Annotated in this window: 17 protein-coding genes; 7 read left to right on the top strand and 10 right to left on the bottom strand. The window is 71.5% G+C overall.

Going from position 1 to position 18,543, the window contains the following annotated elements:
* The first annotated feature begins 64 nt into the window (after positions 1–64).
* The 5 genes from ACERMF_RS02850 to ACERMF_RS02830 are packed head-to-tail and all read left to right on the top strand — an operon-like array spanning position 65 to position 3,941.
* Positions 65–1,027 (top strand): NAD(P)-dependent oxidoreductase, encoded by a 963-nt coding sequence (locus tag ACERMF_RS02850; RefSeq protein ID WP_373667507.1) that lies wholly within the window; start codon positions 65–67, stop codon positions 1,025–1,027.
* Between the two features lie 27 nt (positions 1,028–1,054).
* Positions 1,055–1,825, top strand: coding sequence for a creatininase family protein (locus ACERMF_RS02845; RefSeq protein WP_373667506.1), 771 nt, complete (start codon positions 1,055–1,057; stop codon positions 1,823–1,825).
* 19 nt (positions 1,826–1,844) lie between these two features.
* Positions 1,845–2,912 (top strand): Gfo/Idh/MocA family protein, encoded by a 1,068-nt coding sequence (locus ACERMF_RS02840; protein WP_373667505.1) that lies wholly within the window; start codon positions 1,845–1,847, stop codon positions 2,910–2,912.
* A complete protein-coding gene (locus tag ACERMF_RS02835) occupies positions 2,912–3,292 on the top strand; it encodes a cupin domain-containing protein (protein WP_373667504.1) in 381 nt (126 codons plus the stop codon). The genes ACERMF_RS02840 and ACERMF_RS02835 overlap by 1 nt, the downstream gene beginning before the upstream one ends.
* A 46-nt stretch (positions 3,293–3,338) precedes the next feature.
* The gene (locus ACERMF_RS02830) at positions 3,339–3,941 is read left to right on the top strand and encodes a trimeric intracellular cation channel family protein (protein WP_373667901.1); all 603 of its coding nucleotides are present in this window, start codon (positions 3,339–3,341) and stop codon (positions 3,939–3,941) included.
* Positions 3,942–3,957: 16 nt separating this feature from the next.
* Here ACERMF_RS02830 and ACERMF_RS02825 read toward each other — a convergent pair whose 3' ends face one another.
* The 7 genes from ACERMF_RS02825 to ACERMF_RS02795 form a co-directional block, all read right to left on the bottom strand.
* Positions 3,958–5,043, bottom strand: coding sequence for an alpha/beta hydrolase family protein (locus ACERMF_RS02825; RefSeq protein WP_373667503.1), 1,086 nt, complete (start codon positions 5,041–5,043; stop codon positions 3,958–3,960).
* A gap of 63 nt (positions 5,044–5,106) precedes the next feature.
* Positions 5,107–6,717, bottom strand: coding sequence for a phytoene desaturase family protein (locus ACERMF_RS02820; RefSeq protein WP_373667502.1), 1,611 nt, complete (start codon positions 6,715–6,717; stop codon positions 5,107–5,109).
* A complete protein-coding gene (locus ACERMF_RS02815; protein ID WP_373667501.1) occupies positions 6,714–7,721 on the bottom strand; it encodes an amidohydrolase family protein in 1,008 nt (335 codons plus the stop codon). Before ACERMF_RS02815 ends, ACERMF_RS02820 begins: the two co-directional genes overlap by 4 nt.
* Entirely contained in the window at positions 7,718–8,881 is a 1,164-nt protein-coding gene (locus ACERMF_RS02810) for an LVIVD repeat-containing protein (protein WP_373667500.1), read from the bottom strand. The genes ACERMF_RS02815 and ACERMF_RS02810 overlap by 4 nt, the downstream gene beginning before the upstream one ends.
* An 80-nt stretch (positions 8,882–8,961) precedes the next feature.
* The gene (locus ACERMF_RS02805) at positions 8,962–10,125 is read right to left on the bottom strand and encodes an ABC transporter substrate-binding protein (RefSeq protein WP_373667499.1); all 1,164 of its coding nucleotides are present in this window, start codon (positions 10,123–10,125) and stop codon (positions 8,962–8,964) included.
* Between the two features lie 97 nt (positions 10,126–10,222).
* The gene (locus ACERMF_RS02800; RefSeq protein ID WP_373667498.1) at positions 10,223–11,083 is read right to left on the bottom strand and encodes an ABC transporter permease; all 861 of its coding nucleotides are present in this window, start codon (positions 11,081–11,083) and stop codon (positions 10,223–10,225) included.
* Positions 11,080–11,949 (bottom strand): ABC transporter ATP-binding protein, encoded by an 870-nt coding sequence (locus ACERMF_RS02795; RefSeq protein ID WP_373667497.1) that lies wholly within the window; start codon positions 11,947–11,949, stop codon positions 11,080–11,082. The genes ACERMF_RS02800 and ACERMF_RS02795 overlap by 4 nt, the downstream gene beginning before the upstream one ends.
* A 611-nt stretch (positions 11,950–12,560) precedes the next feature.
* Between ACERMF_RS02795 and ACERMF_RS02790 the strand changes: the two genes are divergently transcribed.
* A complete protein-coding gene (locus ACERMF_RS02790) occupies positions 12,561–13,583 on the top strand; it encodes a LacI family DNA-binding transcriptional regulator (protein WP_373667496.1) in 1,023 nt (340 codons plus the stop codon).
* Between the two features lie 12 nt (positions 13,584–13,595).
* Here the strand turns inward: ACERMF_RS02790 and ACERMF_RS02785 are convergent, their stop codons facing one another.
* The 3 genes from ACERMF_RS02785 to ACERMF_RS02775 are packed head-to-tail and all read right to left on the bottom strand — an operon-like array spanning position 13,596 to position 16,747.
* Positions 13,596–14,339, bottom strand: a complete 744-nt coding sequence (locus ACERMF_RS02785; RefSeq protein ID WP_373667495.1) for a sulfite exporter TauE/SafE family protein — start codon at positions 14,337–14,339, stop codon at positions 13,596–13,598.
* 3 nt (positions 14,340–14,342) lie between these two features.
* Positions 14,343–15,557 (bottom strand): M24 family metallopeptidase, encoded by a 1,215-nt coding sequence (locus ACERMF_RS02780; protein ID WP_373667494.1) that lies wholly within the window; start codon positions 15,555–15,557, stop codon positions 14,343–14,345.
* A complete protein-coding gene (locus tag ACERMF_RS02775) occupies positions 15,554–16,747 on the bottom strand; it encodes an MFS transporter (protein ID WP_373667493.1) in 1,194 nt (397 codons plus the stop codon). The genes ACERMF_RS02780 and ACERMF_RS02775 overlap by 4 nt, the downstream gene beginning before the upstream one ends.
* 222 nt (positions 16,748–16,969) lie before the next feature.
* Here ACERMF_RS02775 and ACERMF_RS02770 point away from each other — a divergent pair, with 222 nt between their 5' ends.
* The gene (locus ACERMF_RS02770; RefSeq protein WP_373667492.1) at positions 16,970–18,541 is read left to right on the top strand and encodes a 2-oxo acid dehydrogenase subunit E2; all 1,572 of its coding nucleotides are present in this window, start codon (positions 16,970–16,972) and stop codon (positions 18,539–18,541) included.
* The last annotated feature ends 2 nt before the right edge of the window (positions 18,542–18,543 follow it).

The raw sequence follows: 18,543 nt of genomic DNA, 5'->3' as shown, positions 1-18,543 counted from the left end.
GCTGGACATACCTTGGCGTGCAATCGATTGTCGCCTAGGTTGGTGACGGGAGCGAGGGAGGGCGGTGTTGGGCGAGACCGTGGTTGCCGTCCTCGGCACGCGCTATCCCGACCTGTCCATCGAGGAAGCCGTCCTGGCCGACCACGACGTGCGCCTGGTCACCGGCGACGGCGCCGACGCGGACGCGATCCTGGCGGTCGCCGGTGAGGCGGAGCTGATCCTGTGCGGCTCCCGGCCACGCTTCGACGCCGAGGTATTGGCCCGCCTGTCGTGTCGTGGGATCGTGCGCTACGGGATCGGCACCGACTCGATCGACCTCGACGCGGCCCGGGAGCAGGGCATCTGGGTCGCTCGCGTCAGCGACTACGGCACCGAGGCCGTGGCCGTGCACGCGCTCGCCCTCGCCATGAGCGGCTTCCGGCGGGTCGTCGCCAGCGACCGCTGGGTGCGGGCGGGCAACTGGGGCTTCGACCACCTGCGCCCGCTGCACCTTCCCTCGGCCAGTGCCGCCGCGGTGGTGGGGTACGGCCGCATCGGTCGCTACGCGGCCGGACTGTTCGCCGGCATCGGCTTCCGGGTCCTGGTCCACGACCCGTTCGTCTCCGAGGTGGCCGAAGGGCACGAGCAGGTGGCCGACCTGCACGACCTGCTCGCCGCCGCCGACGTGGTCAGCCTGCACGTACCAGGCAACGCCGACGGCACACCCCTCCTCGGCGCCGCCGAGCTCGCCAACTGCCGCCCCGGCAGCGTGCTCGTCAACACCGCCCGGGGCTCGCTGATCGATCCCGACGCGTTGGTGACGGCGCTGCGGACGGGGCGGCCGGCGGTGGCGGCACTGGACGTGCACGCGCAGGAGCCGGTGGACGCGAGCCGCTTCGACGCCGTCGCCGACCAGGTGGTGCTCACGCCCCACACGGCGTGGTACAGCGAGGAGTCCGAGGCGGACATGCGACAGAAGGCGGCCCGGGCCGCGGAGGCGCTGCTACGTGGCGAGCGACCCGACGACGTCGTCGTCGACCCGACCTGATACCGACCCGTCACGAGAGGCCAACCGATGACGCTGCGATCGATCGCCGATCTGCCGAGTCCCGACGTCCGTGACGCGGTCGCCGACAACCCGGTGGCCGTGGTGCCCCTGGGCAGCATCGAGCAGCACGGCCCACACCTGCCGTGCGGCACCGACACCTTCGCGGCCGAACTGGTGGCCAAGGCGCTCGCCGAACGCCTGGACGCGCTCTACGTCCCGTTCGGCCCGTACGGGGTCACGCCGATCCACGCCGGCCACCCGGGGACGATCAACCTGCGGCGCAGCACGTTCGAGGCGCTGCTCACCGACATCTGCCACGAACTCGCCGACCACGGCATCGCGACGATCGTGCTGGTCAACTGGCACGAGGGCAACAACGCGTCGATGAACGCCGTCGCCACCGAATTGCAGGACACCCGGGAGCTGACGTTCGTGGCGGTCCAGGCGTGCTACACGGCCCAGCGGATCTACGCCGACGCCGGCGGGGAGCTCACGCACGGCGGGGGTATCGAGACCCTCGCCGTCCTGGCCCACGATCCCGCGCTGGTTCGGACCGATCGGGTGGACGCCCCCACCCGGCCGGACGACGCCCTCGAGATGGACGCGATGCGCCGCTCGCACGAGGTCTACGGCTTCGTCACCGACGTGACCGCCCTCGCCGACGACGGCTGGTACGGCGAACCCGCCTGGGCGACAGCGGCCCGGGCCGAGACGTTCGCAGCCGACGTCGCCGACGCCACCCTCGAGCGGGTGCGGATGATCCTCGACCTGCAGGCCCGGCGCCGCGCCGGCGACTGACCACGCGAAAGGGAAGCGCATGTCCGACAAGATCCGCCTGGCCTCGATCGGGCTCGGCCGGTGGGCCAAGGTGCTCGGTCGCTCGGTGCTCCGCAGCGACGCGATCGAGCTCGTGTCCTGCTTCAGCCGCGCCGAGGACAAGCGCGCCGCGTTCCAGGACGAGTTCGGCGTGCCGCGGTCGGCCGCGAGCCTCGAGGAGCTGCTGGCCGACGACGCCGTCGAAGGCGTGATCGTCACCACGCCCAACGACACACACCGCGACATCATCACGGCCTGCCTCGAAGCGGGAAAGGCCGTCTACACCGAGAAGCCGATCTCGACCACGCTCGAGGACGCCGCCGCGATCGCGCAGGTCGTTGCCGCAACCGGCCAGACGTTCGCCGTGGGCCACAGCGCCCGCCGGCTGTCGGGCTCGCGCGTCATGAAGACCTGGATCGACTCGGGTCGCACGGGCGGCGTGTCCATGCTGGAGGCCAACTTCTCCAACGAGCGCGGCCTCGAGCTGACCCCCGACACCTGGCGTTGGTACGAGGACAAGGCGCCGGGTGGCCCGTTCAGCCAGCTGGGTGTCCACCACGCCGACAACCTGCAGTACCTCGCCGGTCCGGTGACGGCCGTCACCGCGCGCACCCGCAAGGTGTTCACGAAGGCCGAGGTCCCGGACGCGGTCATGGCCATCCTCGAGTTCGCCTCCGGGGCGCTGGGCTACCTCGGCGCCGGCTGGGCGTCGCCCGGCATCTACACGGTCAACGTCCAGGGCACCAAAGCCAACCTGCGCTACGACCTCGACTTCACCCACTGGGACGAGTCGCACGAGGCGGACGCGTACAGCTCGCTGGTGTCGCAGGAGTTCGGGCAGATCGAGCGCACCCCGGTCGAGCTGCCGCCGACGGACATGTTCCGCGAGCAACTCGAGGAGTTCGGCCGGGCCATCCGGGGCGAGGCGACCATCGAGGTCGGCGTCGAGGAGGCCGTGCGCGCGCTGGCCGTGGTCCACGCGGGGCTGCTCTCCGCGCGGCGCGACGGGGCACTGGTCGAGGTCGCCGAGGTGATCGAGGCCGCCGGCGCCGGCGCGGCGATCGGCTGATGCTGCTCGGACCGCGGGACGCGTTGGAGTTCCGGCCCCTGCCGGGGCGGGACGCCGCCGACCCGTTCGCGGCCTTCCCCGGCGTTCCCGTCAGCGTGCGCCAGGTCCGTCTGTACCCCGACGCGGACCGGCGCCCGCATCGCCACCCCCACAGCGTCGAGGTGGTGCACGTCTTGTCCGGGACGGGGACCGCCTGGGTCGACGGCGGGCGCACCGCCGTCGCACCGGGCGACACGTTCCTGGTCCCCGCCGGGGCGGCGCACGCGACGCTGCCCGACCCCGGCGTGGAACTCGAACTGTTGTGCTTCTTCCCGCACCCGGACCTGGCCGCCAACCTCGAGGAGCTGGACGGCCCCGACCTGGGACCGTCGCGGGACTGACCCGGCTACCGTGCGCCCGAGCCGGGACCGGAGCGGCGAACTGAACCTGGAACAGGCGCTGTCGTACGCCGGCGTCGTCACCTTCGCGATGGCCGGCGCCCTGGCGGGCGTCCGGAAGCGCTTCGACATCGCCGGGGTCGTCATCCTGGCCGTGGTGACGGCCGTGGGGGGCGGCTCGGTGCGCGACGTCGTGGTCGGGATCATCCCGCCGACCGCCCTCACCGACGAGGCGCTGCTGTGGCTACCGGTCGCGACCGGCCTGGTGGTGTTCGCGACGCACCATCGCCTGCCGACGGGCCGCCTGCTGTACGTGGCCGACACGCTGAGCCTGGGCCTGTTCGCCGCGCTCGGCGCCCAGCGCGGCGTCGAGGTCGGGTTCGGCCTCCTGGGCACGGTGTTCGTCGGCGCGGTCAGCGGGATCGGGGGCGGCATCATCCGCGACGTGCTGTCGGGCGTCGTCCCCGGCGTGATGTACCGCTCCGGTGATTTCTACGCGACGGCCGCGGCCGCCGGCGCGGCGTGCGTGTTCCTCCTGGCGCCGTTCTCTCTGCCACTCGCGCTCGTGGTGGGCGCCGTCGTCGCGGCCGGGCTGCGCGCGGGCAGCCGGCTCGCCGGCCTGCACCTCCCGGTTCCACGCGAGCCGCAGTGACCGGACGCCGATCGCGTCAGTCGCCGGCGACGCCCAGTTGCTCGGCGAGCCAGTCGGCGGTCTGGTCGCGGTAGCGGTACCAGTAGTTGTTCACCACGTGGTTGCCGCCCTCGACGATGTCGAGGACCACCGGGCCCGACGCCTCGGCGGCCAGCTTCTCGGCCTCGGATGCCGGCGTGATCCGGTCGGCGCTGCCGGCCACGACGTAGAGCGGGCAGGTGATGCCCGCCGCATGCCCACGCAGCGTCATGCGTGCGGACACCTCGGCGGCTGCCTCGAGGTCGTCGACCTTCGCGCGGTACAGGAACGCGGCGATGTTCAGTGGGGGACGGCCGTGGAAGTTGGTCTTGCGCTCGTAGGCGCCCGACAGCGACACGCAGGCCTTCGCGCGTCGTTCGAAGCAGGCCGCCCGGGCCGCGAAGTAGCCCCCCAGCGATACGCCCCACAGCGCGATCCGCTCCGGGTCGAGGTCGGCGCGGGTCTGCAGGTGGTCGATCACGGCCGCGACCGGTCGTTCGTACTCGGGGCACAGGGCGAGGTCGTGCTCGGCCTCGCCCTGACCGGGACCGTCGAACGCGAAGGTGGCCAGGCCGCGGCGCAGGAACCGCTGCTCGTAGTCGTGCATCTCCTCCTTCGTCGAGTCCAGACCCATGCACATCACGACGACGGGCGGACGCTCGGCGCCGGCGGGGCGACGCAGGTTGCCGTAGAGCTCGGTGCCCTCGTACGGCACGGCCACCCGCTCCCCCGGCGGGTCGAGCAGCGGCAGTGCGGCGTTGCGGCACGCGACCGCGCGGCGGCCGGCCTCGCGCATCTGCTGCGGGTCGTCGACGAACAGGAACTTGCCGAAGTGGAAGCACACCGCGGCCCGGGTCAGGTGCTCGCCGGCGCTGAGCGTGTGGCCGGACGCCAGCGCCCGATGGCCGAGCGACTCGTGCACCTCGCCGCGCGCCGACCAGGCGCGGCACCAGTCCTCCCACCGGGTCAGTGAGCCGGTCACCTCCTCGAAGTCGGCGAGCGGGACCCCGTTGGCGACGAAGCGGGGCGCCCAGTGGGAGATCGCCGACGCGATCCTCGGGTCGACGTCGGTCGTGTCGGCCACCGAAAGAGCCTTCCGTCGCAGGTGCTGGGGTTTTCCGTCGGGCGAGGCCGGCGTGACCCGTCGTCAGGGTCGTGCCAGCACCGCCTCGAGCGAGGTGCCGAGGTCCTGCAGCAGGACCTGGGCCGCGTTGCGTCCGGGCGTGCCCGTGATGGATCCGCCGGGGTGGGTCGTGCCGCCGGTCTGGTACAGGCCCGCGATCGGGGTGCGGTGCTGGGCCCAGCCGGGCGCGGGGCGCAGCGGGCCGCTGAACGGCACGCCGCGGTCCCCGCCGTGCGCGGATCCGCCGACCATGTGGGCGTTCGCGCGCTCGATGTCGAGCGGGCTGAGCACGAGGCGGCCGAGGACGGCGTCGTCGGTCAGGTTCGGGGCGAACGCGCGTACGGCGGCGAGCAGCGCGTCGGCATGGTCCTCCTTGACCTCGTCCCACGACGCGGCCCCGCGTGGCGGCACCGACGAGCACGGCACCAGGAACTTGACGGTGTGATGTCCGTCCGGGGCGCGTGAGGGGTCGGCCGCCGTCGGCGTGGCGACGAGGATCCACGGGAACCGCTCGGAGGGACGACCGTCGCGGATCTCGCGACACACGTCGACGACGTCCTGGGGCCAGCCGGCGAGCCCGGACGACACCGCCGGTGGCGTGTGCGGCGCGCCGGCGAAGCGTGGCGGCTCGGTGGTGGCGAACTGCACCGCGAACATCGGCAGGCCGGGATCGAAGGTCTCGACCCCGTACAGGAACGACTCGTCCCAGGCGTCGCGGGGCGCCATGTCGACCAGGTGTTTGACGTGGATCGAGGAGACCACGGCCTGACGTGCGAGGAACCGGTCACCGGTCGCCGTCTCCACGCCGACGCAGCGACCGTTGTCGAGCACGAGTTCGACCACCTCCTGCTCGCACACCACCGTCCCGCCGGCATCGGCCAGCGCGGCCAGCAGCGCGTCGGTCAGACGCCCGGACCCTCCCTGCGGGATGGTCCAGCTGCGGCGCTGCCGGCCGGCCATGATCGAGTACGGCAGCATCCCCGAGCCGGGCAGGTCCAGCGACACCAGGGTCATGAACGCCTGCCAGAACACGAACGCCCGGACGTGCGGCTCGCGGTACTCGTGGCGGATCACGTCCCAGGCGCTCAGCGCCAGGCGGCGGCGCCACACCCCACCGCGCGGATGTTCTCGCAGCAGGTCGTCGAGCGAGGGGCCGAAGCCGATCGGGTGGCGGCGCGAGCGGCCGACGAGCGGTCCGATCTCGGCCCATTCGCGCAGCACCCGGCGGTAGGTGTCGGCGTCCTCGCGCGAGAACCGGGCGAACTCGGCGACGGTGCGCTCGGGATCGAGCCACATCGTGAACTGTTCCCCGTCGGGGAAGGCGACGTGGGCGACCGGGTCCGGGTCGAGGTAGGTCAGCCCGTAGCGCGCCAGCAGCCCGAGCTCGTCGTCGGCGATGACCGGGTTGTTCTGGATCAGGGTGTGCCCGGTCGAGCAGGTGTCCATGACGTAGCCGGGCAGCACCAACTCCTCGGAGACCGCCCCGCCGCCGGGTCGTTCGCGGGCCTCCAGCACGACGACCTCACGGCCGGAACGCGCGAGGTACACGGCCGTGATGAGCGCGTTGTGCCCGGAGCCGGCGACCACGACGTCCGCCGTCGTCCTCCCCGGCACGGTCGGGGCGGCCGACGTCACCGCCGGACCTCGGCGAGCAGGCGCTCGACGTTGCCGCCAAGGATCAGTTCGCGGTCGGCATCGGCCAGGTCCGCGACGGCGTCGAGGGTGTCCACGGGCGTCAGGTCACCCATCGGGAAGGGGTAGTCCGAGCCCAGCACGACCCGTTCCGCACCAGCCCACTGCACCAGCATCGCGAGCACCCTGGGGTCGTGCAGGACGGTGTCGAAGTGGACCCGCTCCAGCAACTCCGTCGGCCGGGTCGCGATGCCCCCCTTGCCGGTGAGGTGGGACACGGCGTCGTAGCCGCGGTCCCAGCGGCCCGACTGCCACGGCGCGAAGCCGCCACCGTGCAACAGGACCGGCCGCAGGTCGGGATGACGGTCCAGCACCCCGCCGAAGATCATGTGGGCGATCGCGATCGTCGACTCGGCCGGGTTGCCGACCAGGTTGCCGAGGAAGTAGCGCGACACGCCACGCCCGGCCAGCGACACGTAGGGGTGGATGACGACCGGGCATCGCAACTCGGCCGCCGCACCCCAGAACGGCTCGAGATCCGGATCGTCGAGGTCGCGCCCGTCGACCGTCGTGGCGATCTCGACCCCGACCATGCCCAGCTCGGTGACCGCGTGCCGGAGCTCGTCGGCGGCCGCGGCGCCGTCCTGGAGCGGAACCGTGCACAGCCCGAGAAAGCGCTCGGCATGGGCCGCGACGGTCTGCGCCAGCAACTCGTTGAACATGCGGGCGTAGCGCACGCCGACGTCGCGCGGCAGCGAATAGCCCGTGAGGTCGATCCAGCTCGAGATCAGCTGCACGTCGACCCGGGCGGCGTCCATCGATTCCAGCCGGTGCGCGACGTCGTCGAAGTCGGGCCGCAGCGCGGGGGTCGTCACCCCACCGGCGAACCGGACCGCCTGGCCCTTGTCGGTGTCGACCAACTCGGTGCCGTAGCGGTCGCCCTCGCGGGCGAACAGCGCCAGGAGACCTTCGGGCGCGCAGTGGGCGTGGACGTCGTAGGTGGTCACAGGCGGGCTTCCTCCATGCGTGCGCGCAGTTCGGGTTCGGGTTCGAGGATGTAGACGCCGTCGGCCCAGCGGTCGGTGATGTAGATCAGCCCGTCGTCGGCCACGAACACGTCGTTGATCTGCAGGTCGGGTTGGCCCTCGGGCAGCGGCGGCAGGTAGTGGGCCAGTTCGACGGGGTCGGCCGGATCGGCGAGGTCGTAGACGCGCAGGCCGGCGTTGAAGTAGGTCACGAACACCACCTCGGCGCTGCGGTAGCTGCCCGGCCGGTTCTCGTGGGTGTTGTGCGGACCGAATCGCAGGCCGCGGGTGGCGTAGTCGCCCTCCGGGGGCGGCACGACCGCGATGACCTCGGGGTTGCGGTCGTCGCTGATGTCGACGACGCGTACGTAGTGGGGTCCGGCGGCGACCTGGTCGTGGACCTCCTCGTCGGTCACCACCAGCAGGTCACGCCCCGGCAGCGGCAGGCACGTGTGGGTGTCCCCGACGGGGTCCCAGGTCAGCTTGCTGACGACCTGTGGCGAGGTGACGTCGCTGATGTCGAGGATGACCATGCCAGCGTCGTTGTAGCCGAGGTAGGCGCGGTCGCCGTCGATCAGCGCATGGTGGGCCGCGTAGCGCTTGCCCTCGGGCCACGTCGGCTCCTCGTCGTCGCGCTGCCCGGGCCACCACCAGCGTCCGACCTCGACGGGCCGGGTCGGGTCGTCGAGGTCGACGATGACCCAGATGCGATCCTCGAAGCGGTCGGGGATGGCCGACATGTAGGCGTAACGGCCGCCGGTGTAGACGATGCGGTGCACACCCTTGCCGGTCGAGTCGAACCACCCGATCTGCTTCGGGTCGAACGGATCCGCGAGGTCGTAGACCGCCATGCCGGCGGAGAAGTTCTTCCCGCCCCGGAACTGTTCGTGGTTGACCAGCAGCAGGCCGTCGGCGACCTGCACCTTGTGCGTGTGGCTGCCCGGAGGCGCCTCCCACTGGCGCACGACCCGGGGGTCGGTCACGTCACTGACGTCGAGGATCGAGGTCCCCATGCCGCTCGGGCCGAAGTGGCCCACGTACAGCGCATCCCCCTCGCGCAACACCTGCATGCCGTCGCCGTAGCCGTTCAGGCGGGAGTGGCCGAGCAGACGCAGGCCGTGTCGTTCCTCGGGTCGGGTCATGATGATCTCGCTCCTCGACGGGCGTGGCCCGGGCGGCTGGTCGCCGCCCGGGCCACGGTCCGGCTGTGGTGCTCGACGCGTCAGTCGAGGCTGGCCGGCTCGGGCTCGATGCCCAGCGCCTCCTGGGCCGTGTGCAGCGGCCGCAGGTCGACGTACTGGCGCCAGTCGAGGCCCTCGGGCAGCTCGCCGAGCTCGATCATCTCCTGGACCAGTTCGTCCATCTCGGCGACGTCGAAGCCGGCCGTCTCACCGACCTGCTCGACCTCGATCTGGTAGACCTCCTCGAAGAAGTCCGGGATCTCGAAGCCACGGCTCCGCATGATCTCGAGGTGCTCGTCCTTCAGCGAGAAGTCGTACATGTCGCGACGGGCCATCAGGTCCGCGGTCATGTAGGCGATGACGGTCGCGCAGTCGTTCTCGAGGGTGTCACCCATGACGATGACGCCTTCCTGCGGGTTGACCTCGAACTCCTCGTACATGAACTTCCCGCCGGCCTCCTCGAGCGGCACCTTGTGACGTGGGAAGAGGCTGGCGGCCTTCACCGTGCCCTGCATGACCGCCTGCAGGCGGGCGTCGGAGTTGCCACCCATCGGCACGAACTCGACCTCGTCCGGGTCGACGCCGAGCTCCTGCAGGAACTTGCGCATGAGCGAGGTGTTGCGGCCCTCGAGGTCACCACCGGTGACGGGCTGGCCGATCAGGTCCTCGGGGTTCTCGATGCCCGGCGCGGTACCCATGATCTGGTACTCGCCGTTGCGGTAGGTACCGAGATAGACCAGGTCCTCACCGCTGGCGTCGGCCGACCCGAAGGTCACGTCGGTGTCGCCCTGCGCGATCGTGAGGCTGCCACCGATCAGGCCGGCGATGTACTCGTCGGTCTCGATGATCTCGACGTCGGTGATGCCCTGCTCGGCGAAGTAGCCCTTCTCGTCGGCCAGCACGACCGCGAGCTGCGTGGCGTAGTTGGGGTTGTTGATGCCGACCACGATCGACTCGGTGACGTCGGTGTCGTCGCACCAGTCCGCACCGGCGGCGGACTCGCCACCGTCACCGGTGTCGGTGTCGGTGTCCGTGTCGGTACCGGCGTCCGTGTCGGTGTCGGTGCCGGCGTCCGTGTCGGTGTCGGTGCCGGCTGCCGGCTCCTCGCTGCCCGTGGTCGCGTCGGTCCCGCCGCAGGCGGTGAGCGCCAACGTCAGGGCGCCGAGCACGGCAGCGGCGCGTTGCCACTTCTTGATTGCCTTCATGGAAGACCCTCCCGGATCCCGCTCCCCGTGCACGGCCGAGTGACCGTCCACGACGTCCCTTGGGACACTTTCCCGACGGGTGGTCCCGCCGAAAATCTCAGCCCTGGTAGTTGCGCCAGGGAGCCGCCTTGATCTCGATCCAACGGACGATCTGCACGAACAGCAGCGAGAAGATCACCAGGATCAACAGCACCGCGTACAGCAGCGGCGAGTTGTACTGCTCGGCCGCGCGCTTGGTCAGATAGCCCAGGCCCTTGTTGCCGCCGAAGATCTCGGCGATGACCAGCCCGACGAGGCCGCGCGTCATGCCCTGGTTGAGCCCGGAGATGATGAACGGCAGGGTGAAGGGGAAGATCACCTTCCGGTACAGCTGGGCCTTGTTGGCGCCGAACACCTGTCCGGCGCGCACCAGCGACTGGTCGACCGTCTTCACCCCGGCCATGCAGTTGATGATGATCGGGAACACCGCCGAGAGAAACACCAGCGTGAACCGCGCGGTCGTGGTGAACCCGAGGATCAGGATCAGCAGCGGCATCAACGCCACGCGGGGCAGCGACGCCATGGCCCACACGTAGGGGCTGATGATCGCGTCGACGACCCGGCTCGCGCCCATCAGCAGCCCGATCGGGATCCCGACGGCCGCGGCGGCGAGCATGCCGCTGCCGAACAGCTGCGCACTGATGAGGATGTTCTCGCGCAGCACCCCGTCGGGCCCGAACTCCGCGAACATGGTCGTGAAGACGTCGCTGGGCTTGGGCAGGAACAGCGGGTTGACCGCGCCGGAGCGCGCGAACAGCTCCCAGATGATGAAGAACGTGGTGAGGTTGAGGATCACCAGGCCGATGGCGCCATACCGGCGCAGGTAGTTGAGCGGGCCGTAGCGGAAACTGCGCTCGGGTGTGCGGCCCGGCTCCGCGCCGGGCGCGTTGGCGGTCTTCGGCTCGACGGTCGCGCTCATGCCTGCGCCTCCTCGTCCACGACGTTCGCACCGAAGGTCTCGGCCTTGAGCAGGTCCCACACGTGCTCGCGCAGCTCGTGGTAGACCGGGTTGGCCTTCACCTCGACCGGGTCACGCGGCCGTGGCAGCGGCACGTCGACGACCTCACGGATCTGGCCCGGTCGGTGGGAGATCACCACGACCCGGTCGGCGAGCGTGATGGCCTCGTCGATCGAGTGGGTGATCAGCACGACGGTCTGCCCGGTCTGCGCGATGATCCGCTCGAGCTCGCCCTGCATGCCTTCGCGCGTCATGGCGTCGACGGCGCCGAAGGGCTCGTCGGCGAGCAGGATCTGGGGCTCGCAGGCCAGGGCCCGGGCGATCCCGACGCGTTGACGCATCCCGCCCGACAGCTCGTACGGGAACGAGTCCTCGAAACCCGTGAGCCCGACGAGGTCGATGTACTCCGCGACGCGGTCCTCGAGCTGCTGCTTGCTGAGCCCGTGACGCTGGAACTCGAGGCCGAAGGTGACGTTGTCCTTGACCGTCCGCCACGGCATCAGCGCGTAGTCCTGGAACACCATGGCGCGGTCGGGGCTCGGCCCGTTGACGGGCTTGCCGTTGACGGACACCGATCCCGACCATGGCTTGACCAGGCCGGCGACGACGTTGATGAAGGTCGTCTTGCCGCACCCCGACGGACCGACGATGGCGATGAACTCGCCGCGGCGGATCTGCAGGGTCACCCCGGTCAGTGCGGTGAGCTCGATCTTCTCGCGCAGCTTGCGGTAGCCGACGACGAGGTCCCGAGCGTCGATGACGACGTCGGCAGGCGCCCGCTCGTCGGACGCGCTCGACCGCGTCGGCGATGTCGACATGCTGGTCATCCCATCCTCCCGACCGGATCGACCCGGTCCCGCGTGACGATGGCGCTCCCGTGCCACCTCGCGGTCCATCCAACCACGACGCTCGTCCTCTGACAATCGATTGCAGGAAATTGGCGGGCGGGATGTCCGCTCCCTGCCCACGGTCCCTCCCCGTAGGCTCCTATCGCGCTCGGAGGCGCCGATCCGCGCGCCGGGACGACGGCCGCCCGTGACACCCCCGCCGCACGACGCCGGAGTCGCCCAGAATGCCGTTCGCAGGCGGGTTCTCGCCCGATCCTGCCTCGGCAATCGGTTGCAACTGGCCCCAGACGGGCTGCACGGCTGGCGCACCTCCGCGGATCGTTCGGGAACGGCGCGCACGGCGTGAGCGCTGAGCGCCCTCTGGCTCGTCGGTGGCCGGCGATCCGGCGGCGACGTCGCCCTCGAGGCGCGGCGGCCCCGGCCCGACCGGCCCGTCCGCAACAAACGTTTGCCGCCCGCCCACGGACCGCGTAGCGTTCTCCCCCAGTGGGAGACGGCCGCGCACCTCGGGAGAACGTGCGGAATCGTGCCGCGCTCGCCACGCCCTGCTGCGCGCTGGCGTCGCGGGAACGAGGGGCAGGGGAGAGCCCGTGAACCGCACGATCACGCTGCGCGACGTCGCCACACGCGCCGACGTCCACCCGTCGACGGCGTCACGGGCGCTCAACGAGCGCACGCGCACGCTCGTGAACGCGGTGACGGTTGCGCGGGTGTTGAAGGCGGCCAGCGACCTCGGTTACCAGCCCAACGCGCTCGCCCAGGGGCTGAAGGTCAATCGCACGATGACGATCGGGATGCTGGTCCCCGACCTCACCAACCCCCTGTTCCCCCCCATCGTGCGCGGGATCGAGGACCGTCTCACCGAGGCCGGCTGCACGTTGCTGCTGGCCAACACCGACAACGCCGAGGAGAAGGAGCGGGCGATCCTCGAGGTGATGGCGCGCCGTCGTGTCGACGGGCTGATCGTCGCCACGGCCCAGCGCGAGCACCCGATGCTGACCCGGATGCTGCGGTCGGACTACCCCGTCGTCCTCGTCAACCGCACCGCCGACGAGCCGCCGCTGCCGTCGGTCAGCGGCGACGACCACGTCGGCATCGGCCTCGCCGTGCGCCACCTCGCGTCCCTGGGCCACCGCCGGATCGCCCACCTCGCCGGTCCGCGCTCGGTGTCGACCGGCCTCAACCGGCACCAGAGCTTCCTCACCTGGATGGACGGCTGCGATCTGCCCGTCGACCCCGATCTGATCGTGTTCTGCAGCTGGTTCACGCAGCAGGCGGGGGTGATGGGCTTCCGTGCGTTGCTCGATCGGAACGCAGCGTTCACCGCCGTCGTGGCGGCCAACGACCTCGTGGCCCTCGGTTGCTACGACGTGGCCGCCGACCGTGGCATCCGCATCCCCGACGACGTCTCCATCGTCGGCTACAACGACATCCCCTTCACCGACCGGTTCGCCCCACCGCTGACCAGCGTCCGCATCCCGCACTACGACATCGGGGTCAAGGCGGCCGAGTTGATCCTGGCCGAGATCGAGGACCCGGGCACCGGCGGCATGAGCCTGCGCCTGCCGCCCGAGCTGCGGGTGCGCGGGTCGACCGCCCCACCGGCAGCCTGACACGGGGGCGTTTCAGCCCCAGATCGCGCTGTGGGCCAACTTGCCGGCCGAACCGAGCAACAGCAGCACGATCCAGACGTCGAAGGTCTTCGGTGACATCCGGGTCGCCAGCCGGGCGCCGATCGGCAGGGCGATGACCATCGGCACCAGGGCCAGCAGGCCTTCGAGCACGCGAGTCGGGGTGAACAGCCCCAGGCCGACCAACGTGATCGCCTGCACCGTGCCGAACACCTGGAACAGGGTCACGAGCGACACGATGTACACCGGTGGATCCAGCCGGTAGCTGTGCAACCACGTCGTCACCAGCGGACCCGAGATGCCGGTGGCGCCCTGCAGCGTGCCGGCCGCCAGGCCGACGGGTGGGGACAACCGCCGCGTCGCCGTCGGTGAGAGCTCGAACTCCGGTCGGGTCTGGCGCACGACGAGGTAGACCAGGATGATCAGCGCCAGTACGCCCGAGAGAATGCGCGGGTCGAGCGCCTTCAGCAGCCAGGTACCCCCCACGGCGCCGATGACGCCCGTGGTCAGCAGCGTCGGGAGGTCCCGCGTCCGTCCGAAGTGACCCCGGAAGCGCCAGATCAGCCAGGCGTTGGAGACGATGCCCGGGATCGCCATGATCACCACGGAGCGCTCGACCCCGAGAAAGATCGCCATGACCGGGATCGCGATCTGCGGCAGACCGGACCCGGTGACGCCCTTGATCAACGCGCCGAGGGCGATCGCCACGAAGATGATGATGACGGCCTGGGGGTCCACCGGCTACCGCCCTGCGCCCGCGGCCAGCCACGGCCCGCGCGGCACGTCGTGCAGCGACACGACCCCGTCGTCGGTGACGACCACCAGCTCGCCGGTCTGCACCCCGGCCCGGTGGTCGGGCGTGGTCACGTTGGGTTGGACGACCACCGTCATCCCCGCCTCGAACACCAGGTCGGGCAGCGGACCGGCGGGCCGGCTCGCCGAGCCGAGCACCGGGGGCAGGTAGCCGCCGCCGAAGCCGTGGACGAGGTCGTCGACGATGGTGTAGCCGGCCGCCTCGATCACGCCGGAGGCTGCGACCACGTCCCCCGCCGTCGCCCCAGGGCGGATGGCGGCGCACACGGCGTCGAACGCCGCATCGGCGACGGCGTGCAGCTCGTCGAACGGGGCCGCGAGGCGGTCGTCGAGGGTCATGGTGCGCAGCACCTGGCCCGCGTACCCCTCGAGGGCGGCGGAGAGCTCGGTGACGACGACGTCGCCCCGCGCCAGCACCCGTCCGGTCGTGATCTGCGCCGGCGCCCCACGATCCGGGGCGTCCATCGCCGTGATCCCGAAGTAGTGGATGTGCGTGGTGCCACCGAGCGGCACGTAGGCACGTTCGACGAGGTCGGCCATCTCGTGGTCGGTCGTCCCCTCGCGGATCCCGTCACGCAGCGCCGCTGCGGCGAGGTCGGACAGGTAGGCACCAGCGGCGAGCAGGTCCAGCTCCTCGGGGCTCTTGACGAGCCGGAGGCGGGTGTAGTCGCTGCCGAGCGGGACGATTTCGTCGACGGCCCCGGCCAGGGCGCGGTTCAGCGGCACCGTGACGGGGCCGACCACGCCCAGCCGTCGGCCCGAACCGCGCTCCGACAGCGCGTCGACGAGCGTCTGTGCCGTGACCGGGCCACCCCAGTGGACGCGACAGTCCTGTGCCAGCTCCGTGGCGAGCGGGACGTGGTTGTGGAACTGGATCCACAGGTCGGCGTCCCCGCTGCGCAGGTCGAGCAGCAGTGCCGCTTCCCGCGTCACGGGCCACGACGTCAGCCACGGCACGCCGGAACCGGCGCGGTCGGCGCCGTAGACCAGCACGAGGTCGACGTCGCGTTCGGCCGCCACCTCGGCGATGGCGGCGCGGCGGCGCGCGATCTCCTGCGCCGACGCCCGCGGCCACGACGCTTCGACGAGGGCACGCCGCTGGGCGGCGTCCGGCAGGGTCCAACCGAAGGGCCCGGTGGTCATGCGTTTCCTCCTGCGACGTCGGCCGTCGGGTGTTCGTCGATCCAGCGGGTCTCGCGCAACAGCAGCGCGCACAGCAGCGTCACGGCGCCGACGAGACCGGCGACGAGGAGCACGGCCGCGGTGTCGCTCACCCGCTCGTACAACACGCCAGACAGCGTCGGACCGGCGATCAGGCCGACGTCACCGACGAACCGGTAGGTGCCCAGGCGCCGGCCGACGCCGCTGCCCCCGGCGTGGTCGGCGAGCATCGTCGCCGACACGGACACGCCATAGGAGCCGAGGGAGAGCAGCACGATCGAGGCGACCCACCCGGCGACGCCGAGGTCGACGGCCAGGATCGCGATGCCAGCGGTGCACAGCGCCATGCCGGGAATGAGCGAGATCTTGCGCGAGAGGCGATCGGCGAGCCGCCCACCGACCATGGCGCCGACGAACCGACACGCGCCACCGATCCCGAGGGCCAGGCCGATGCGCCCCGGCGTCAACGCGTACCGTGCATCCCCGATGATCGGGATCAGCGTCTGCGGCATCGACCCGAGCATGAAGAACAACGAGAAGGCGACGGAGAACAGCAGCCAGCGTTGCAGCCGGGGCGTCGGGTCCGGACCCGAGGGCATGACGCCGTGGTGCCCGCCCCCCGGCGCCGCCTGCGGGGGCCTCGGCAGGCGGTTGGAGAAGGCACCGAGCAGTGCGACGACCAGGCCGACGACGGCGGCGCTCGCGATGGCGGTCCGCCACCCGGCCGCACCACCGATGGCCCCACCGATCATAGGGCCGAGCGCCTGGCCGCCCAGCAGCGCCGCCGAGAACACCGCCATCGAGGTACCGCGTTGTGCCGCGGGTGCGGCCGTGGAGAAGAACGTCATCCCCGTGGTGTTGGCCAGCGCCGACGCGATGCCGAGCGCGAACGCGGCCGTGATCACCCACACCCCTGCGCCCGCGGACGCGACGCCGATGCTGCCCACGGCGAGGATGGCTCCGGCCAGGCCCAGCGAGCGGAGCGGCGGGATCCGGTCGGCCATGCGGCCGGCCGGAATGTCGGTGACGAGTCGCCCGAGGGCGAAGACCGTGGTGATCAGCCCGAGCTGCCCGGGGCTCATGGACAGCTCGTCACCGATCGAGGGCAGGAGCGGCACCCGGAAGAAGGCCCCGATCGAGATCAGCAGGACGACGCCGCCGACCAGGGTCATCGCGCGTCGTGGCAGGAGGGGGGCGTCTTCGGGAGGCGTCACGCGGCCGGCCCGTCAGCCTGGCTGGCCTTCGACATGCTGCGCTCCCCTCCGGCATCGGCAGCCGGACGATGAGCGGGTCACCCGGACTGCACCAGACGATGCAATCGATTGCTGTGCTAGCATCGCGCGAAGTCCTGCGCGCGTCAAGCGCAGCCTCCCGAGACGAGAAGGAGCGCGTCGATGGCCACCCAGGTGACGCTGCCGCAGTTGGGCGAGTCGGTCGACAGTGGGACCATCGTCGCCTGGCTGGTCGAGGTCGGCGACGAGGTCGCGTTCGACCAGGCCGTGGCGGAGGTCAGTACCGACAAGGTCGACACCGAGATTCCGAGCCCCGCGGCCGGGCGGGTCACCCGACTGCTCGCCGACATCGACGACGTCGTCGCCGTCGGGCAGCCGATCCTCGAACTCGACGGCGGGGACGACGCGTCCGACGACGTCTCCGAGCCGACCGGTGCGTCCGACGACGTCGCCGCGCCGGCGGGGGCGTCCGACGACGCTGCCGCGCAGCCCCGCCCCAGCGACCCGGAGTCCTACACCGCCGCGGAGGTGGTGGCGGATGCCCCGGTACCGGCCGGCGACGTCGGGGACGAGCGGCGCAGCGGAGGTGCTCGAGGGACCGGTCGCGCCGACGCCGGGCCCCTGTCGCCTCTCGTCAAGCGCCTGCTCCGCGAGCACGGCCTGGCTGCGGGTGACGTCACCGGCAGCGGCGCAGGAGGGCGCGTCACACCCGACGACGTGCGCGCGATGGCCCAGCGGACCCGACCGCGACTGTCCCCGCTGGTGAAGCGCCTGTTGCGTGAACACGACCTCGTCCCGAGCGGCGTGGTCGGATCCGGGCGCGACGGGCGCATCACCCCCGCCGACGTCATGGCGGCCGTCGAGGCACCCGCCGAGCAGCCCGACCAGGCCCAGACCGGCGCGAGGTCACCTGCGGGAGCACCCGCGCCGGTCGGAACGGCCGCAGCGGCGGACGGCGCTCCGGCCGTCGCCGCGTCCCCCACGGCGGCGCCGCCCCACCAGCTGCCCGGGGACCGGGTCGAGCCGCTGTCGCGCACCCGGAGGATCATCGCGCAGCGCATGCTCGCGAGCCTGCAGACGACCGCCCAGCTCACCGCGGCCGTCGAGGCGGACGTGACCCGCATCATGCACGTCCGGGCGGCGGTCAACGCCGCACACCGTGCCCGACACGGCACCAGCCTGTCGCCGTTGGCCTTCATCGCGCGCGCCACGACAAAGACGCTGCAGCGGCACCCGCTGCTGAACGCGTCGATCGACCTCGAGGGCGGTGAGGTCGTGTTCCACACCTCGGTGAACCTGGGCCTCGCGGTCGACGCGCCCCAGGGGCTGGTGGTCCCCACCATCCGTGACGCGCAGGACCTCAACGTCGTCGGACTGCAGCGCCGCATCGCCGACCTCGCCACCCGGGCGCGGGACCGCAAGCTCACCCCCGACGACATCGGTGGCGGCACGTTCACGATCACCAACACCGGCTCGCGCGGGTCGCTGTTCGACACGCCGATCCTCAACCCGCCCGAGGTGGGCATCCTGGCCACGCCGACGATCGAGAAGCGCCCGGTGGTGGTCACCGACGACTTCGGCAACGACACCTTCGCGGTGCGCCACCGCACCTACCTGTGCCTGAGCTACGACCACCGCCTGGTCGACGGCGCCGACGCGGCCCGCTTCCTGAGCGACCTCGCCGCGGAACTCGACCGCGAAGGCTGGGACCACGAGGTCGCCGAACTCGCCTGAAT

The sequence above is a fragment of the Egicoccus sp. AB-alg6-2 genome (assembly GCF_041821025.1).
Classification (GTDB): Bacteria; Actinomycetota; Nitriliruptoria; order Nitriliruptorales; family Nitriliruptoraceae; genus Egicoccus.
Note: the sequence above shows the minus strand (reverse complement) of the source record. Positions and strands in the feature narration are given on the sequence as shown.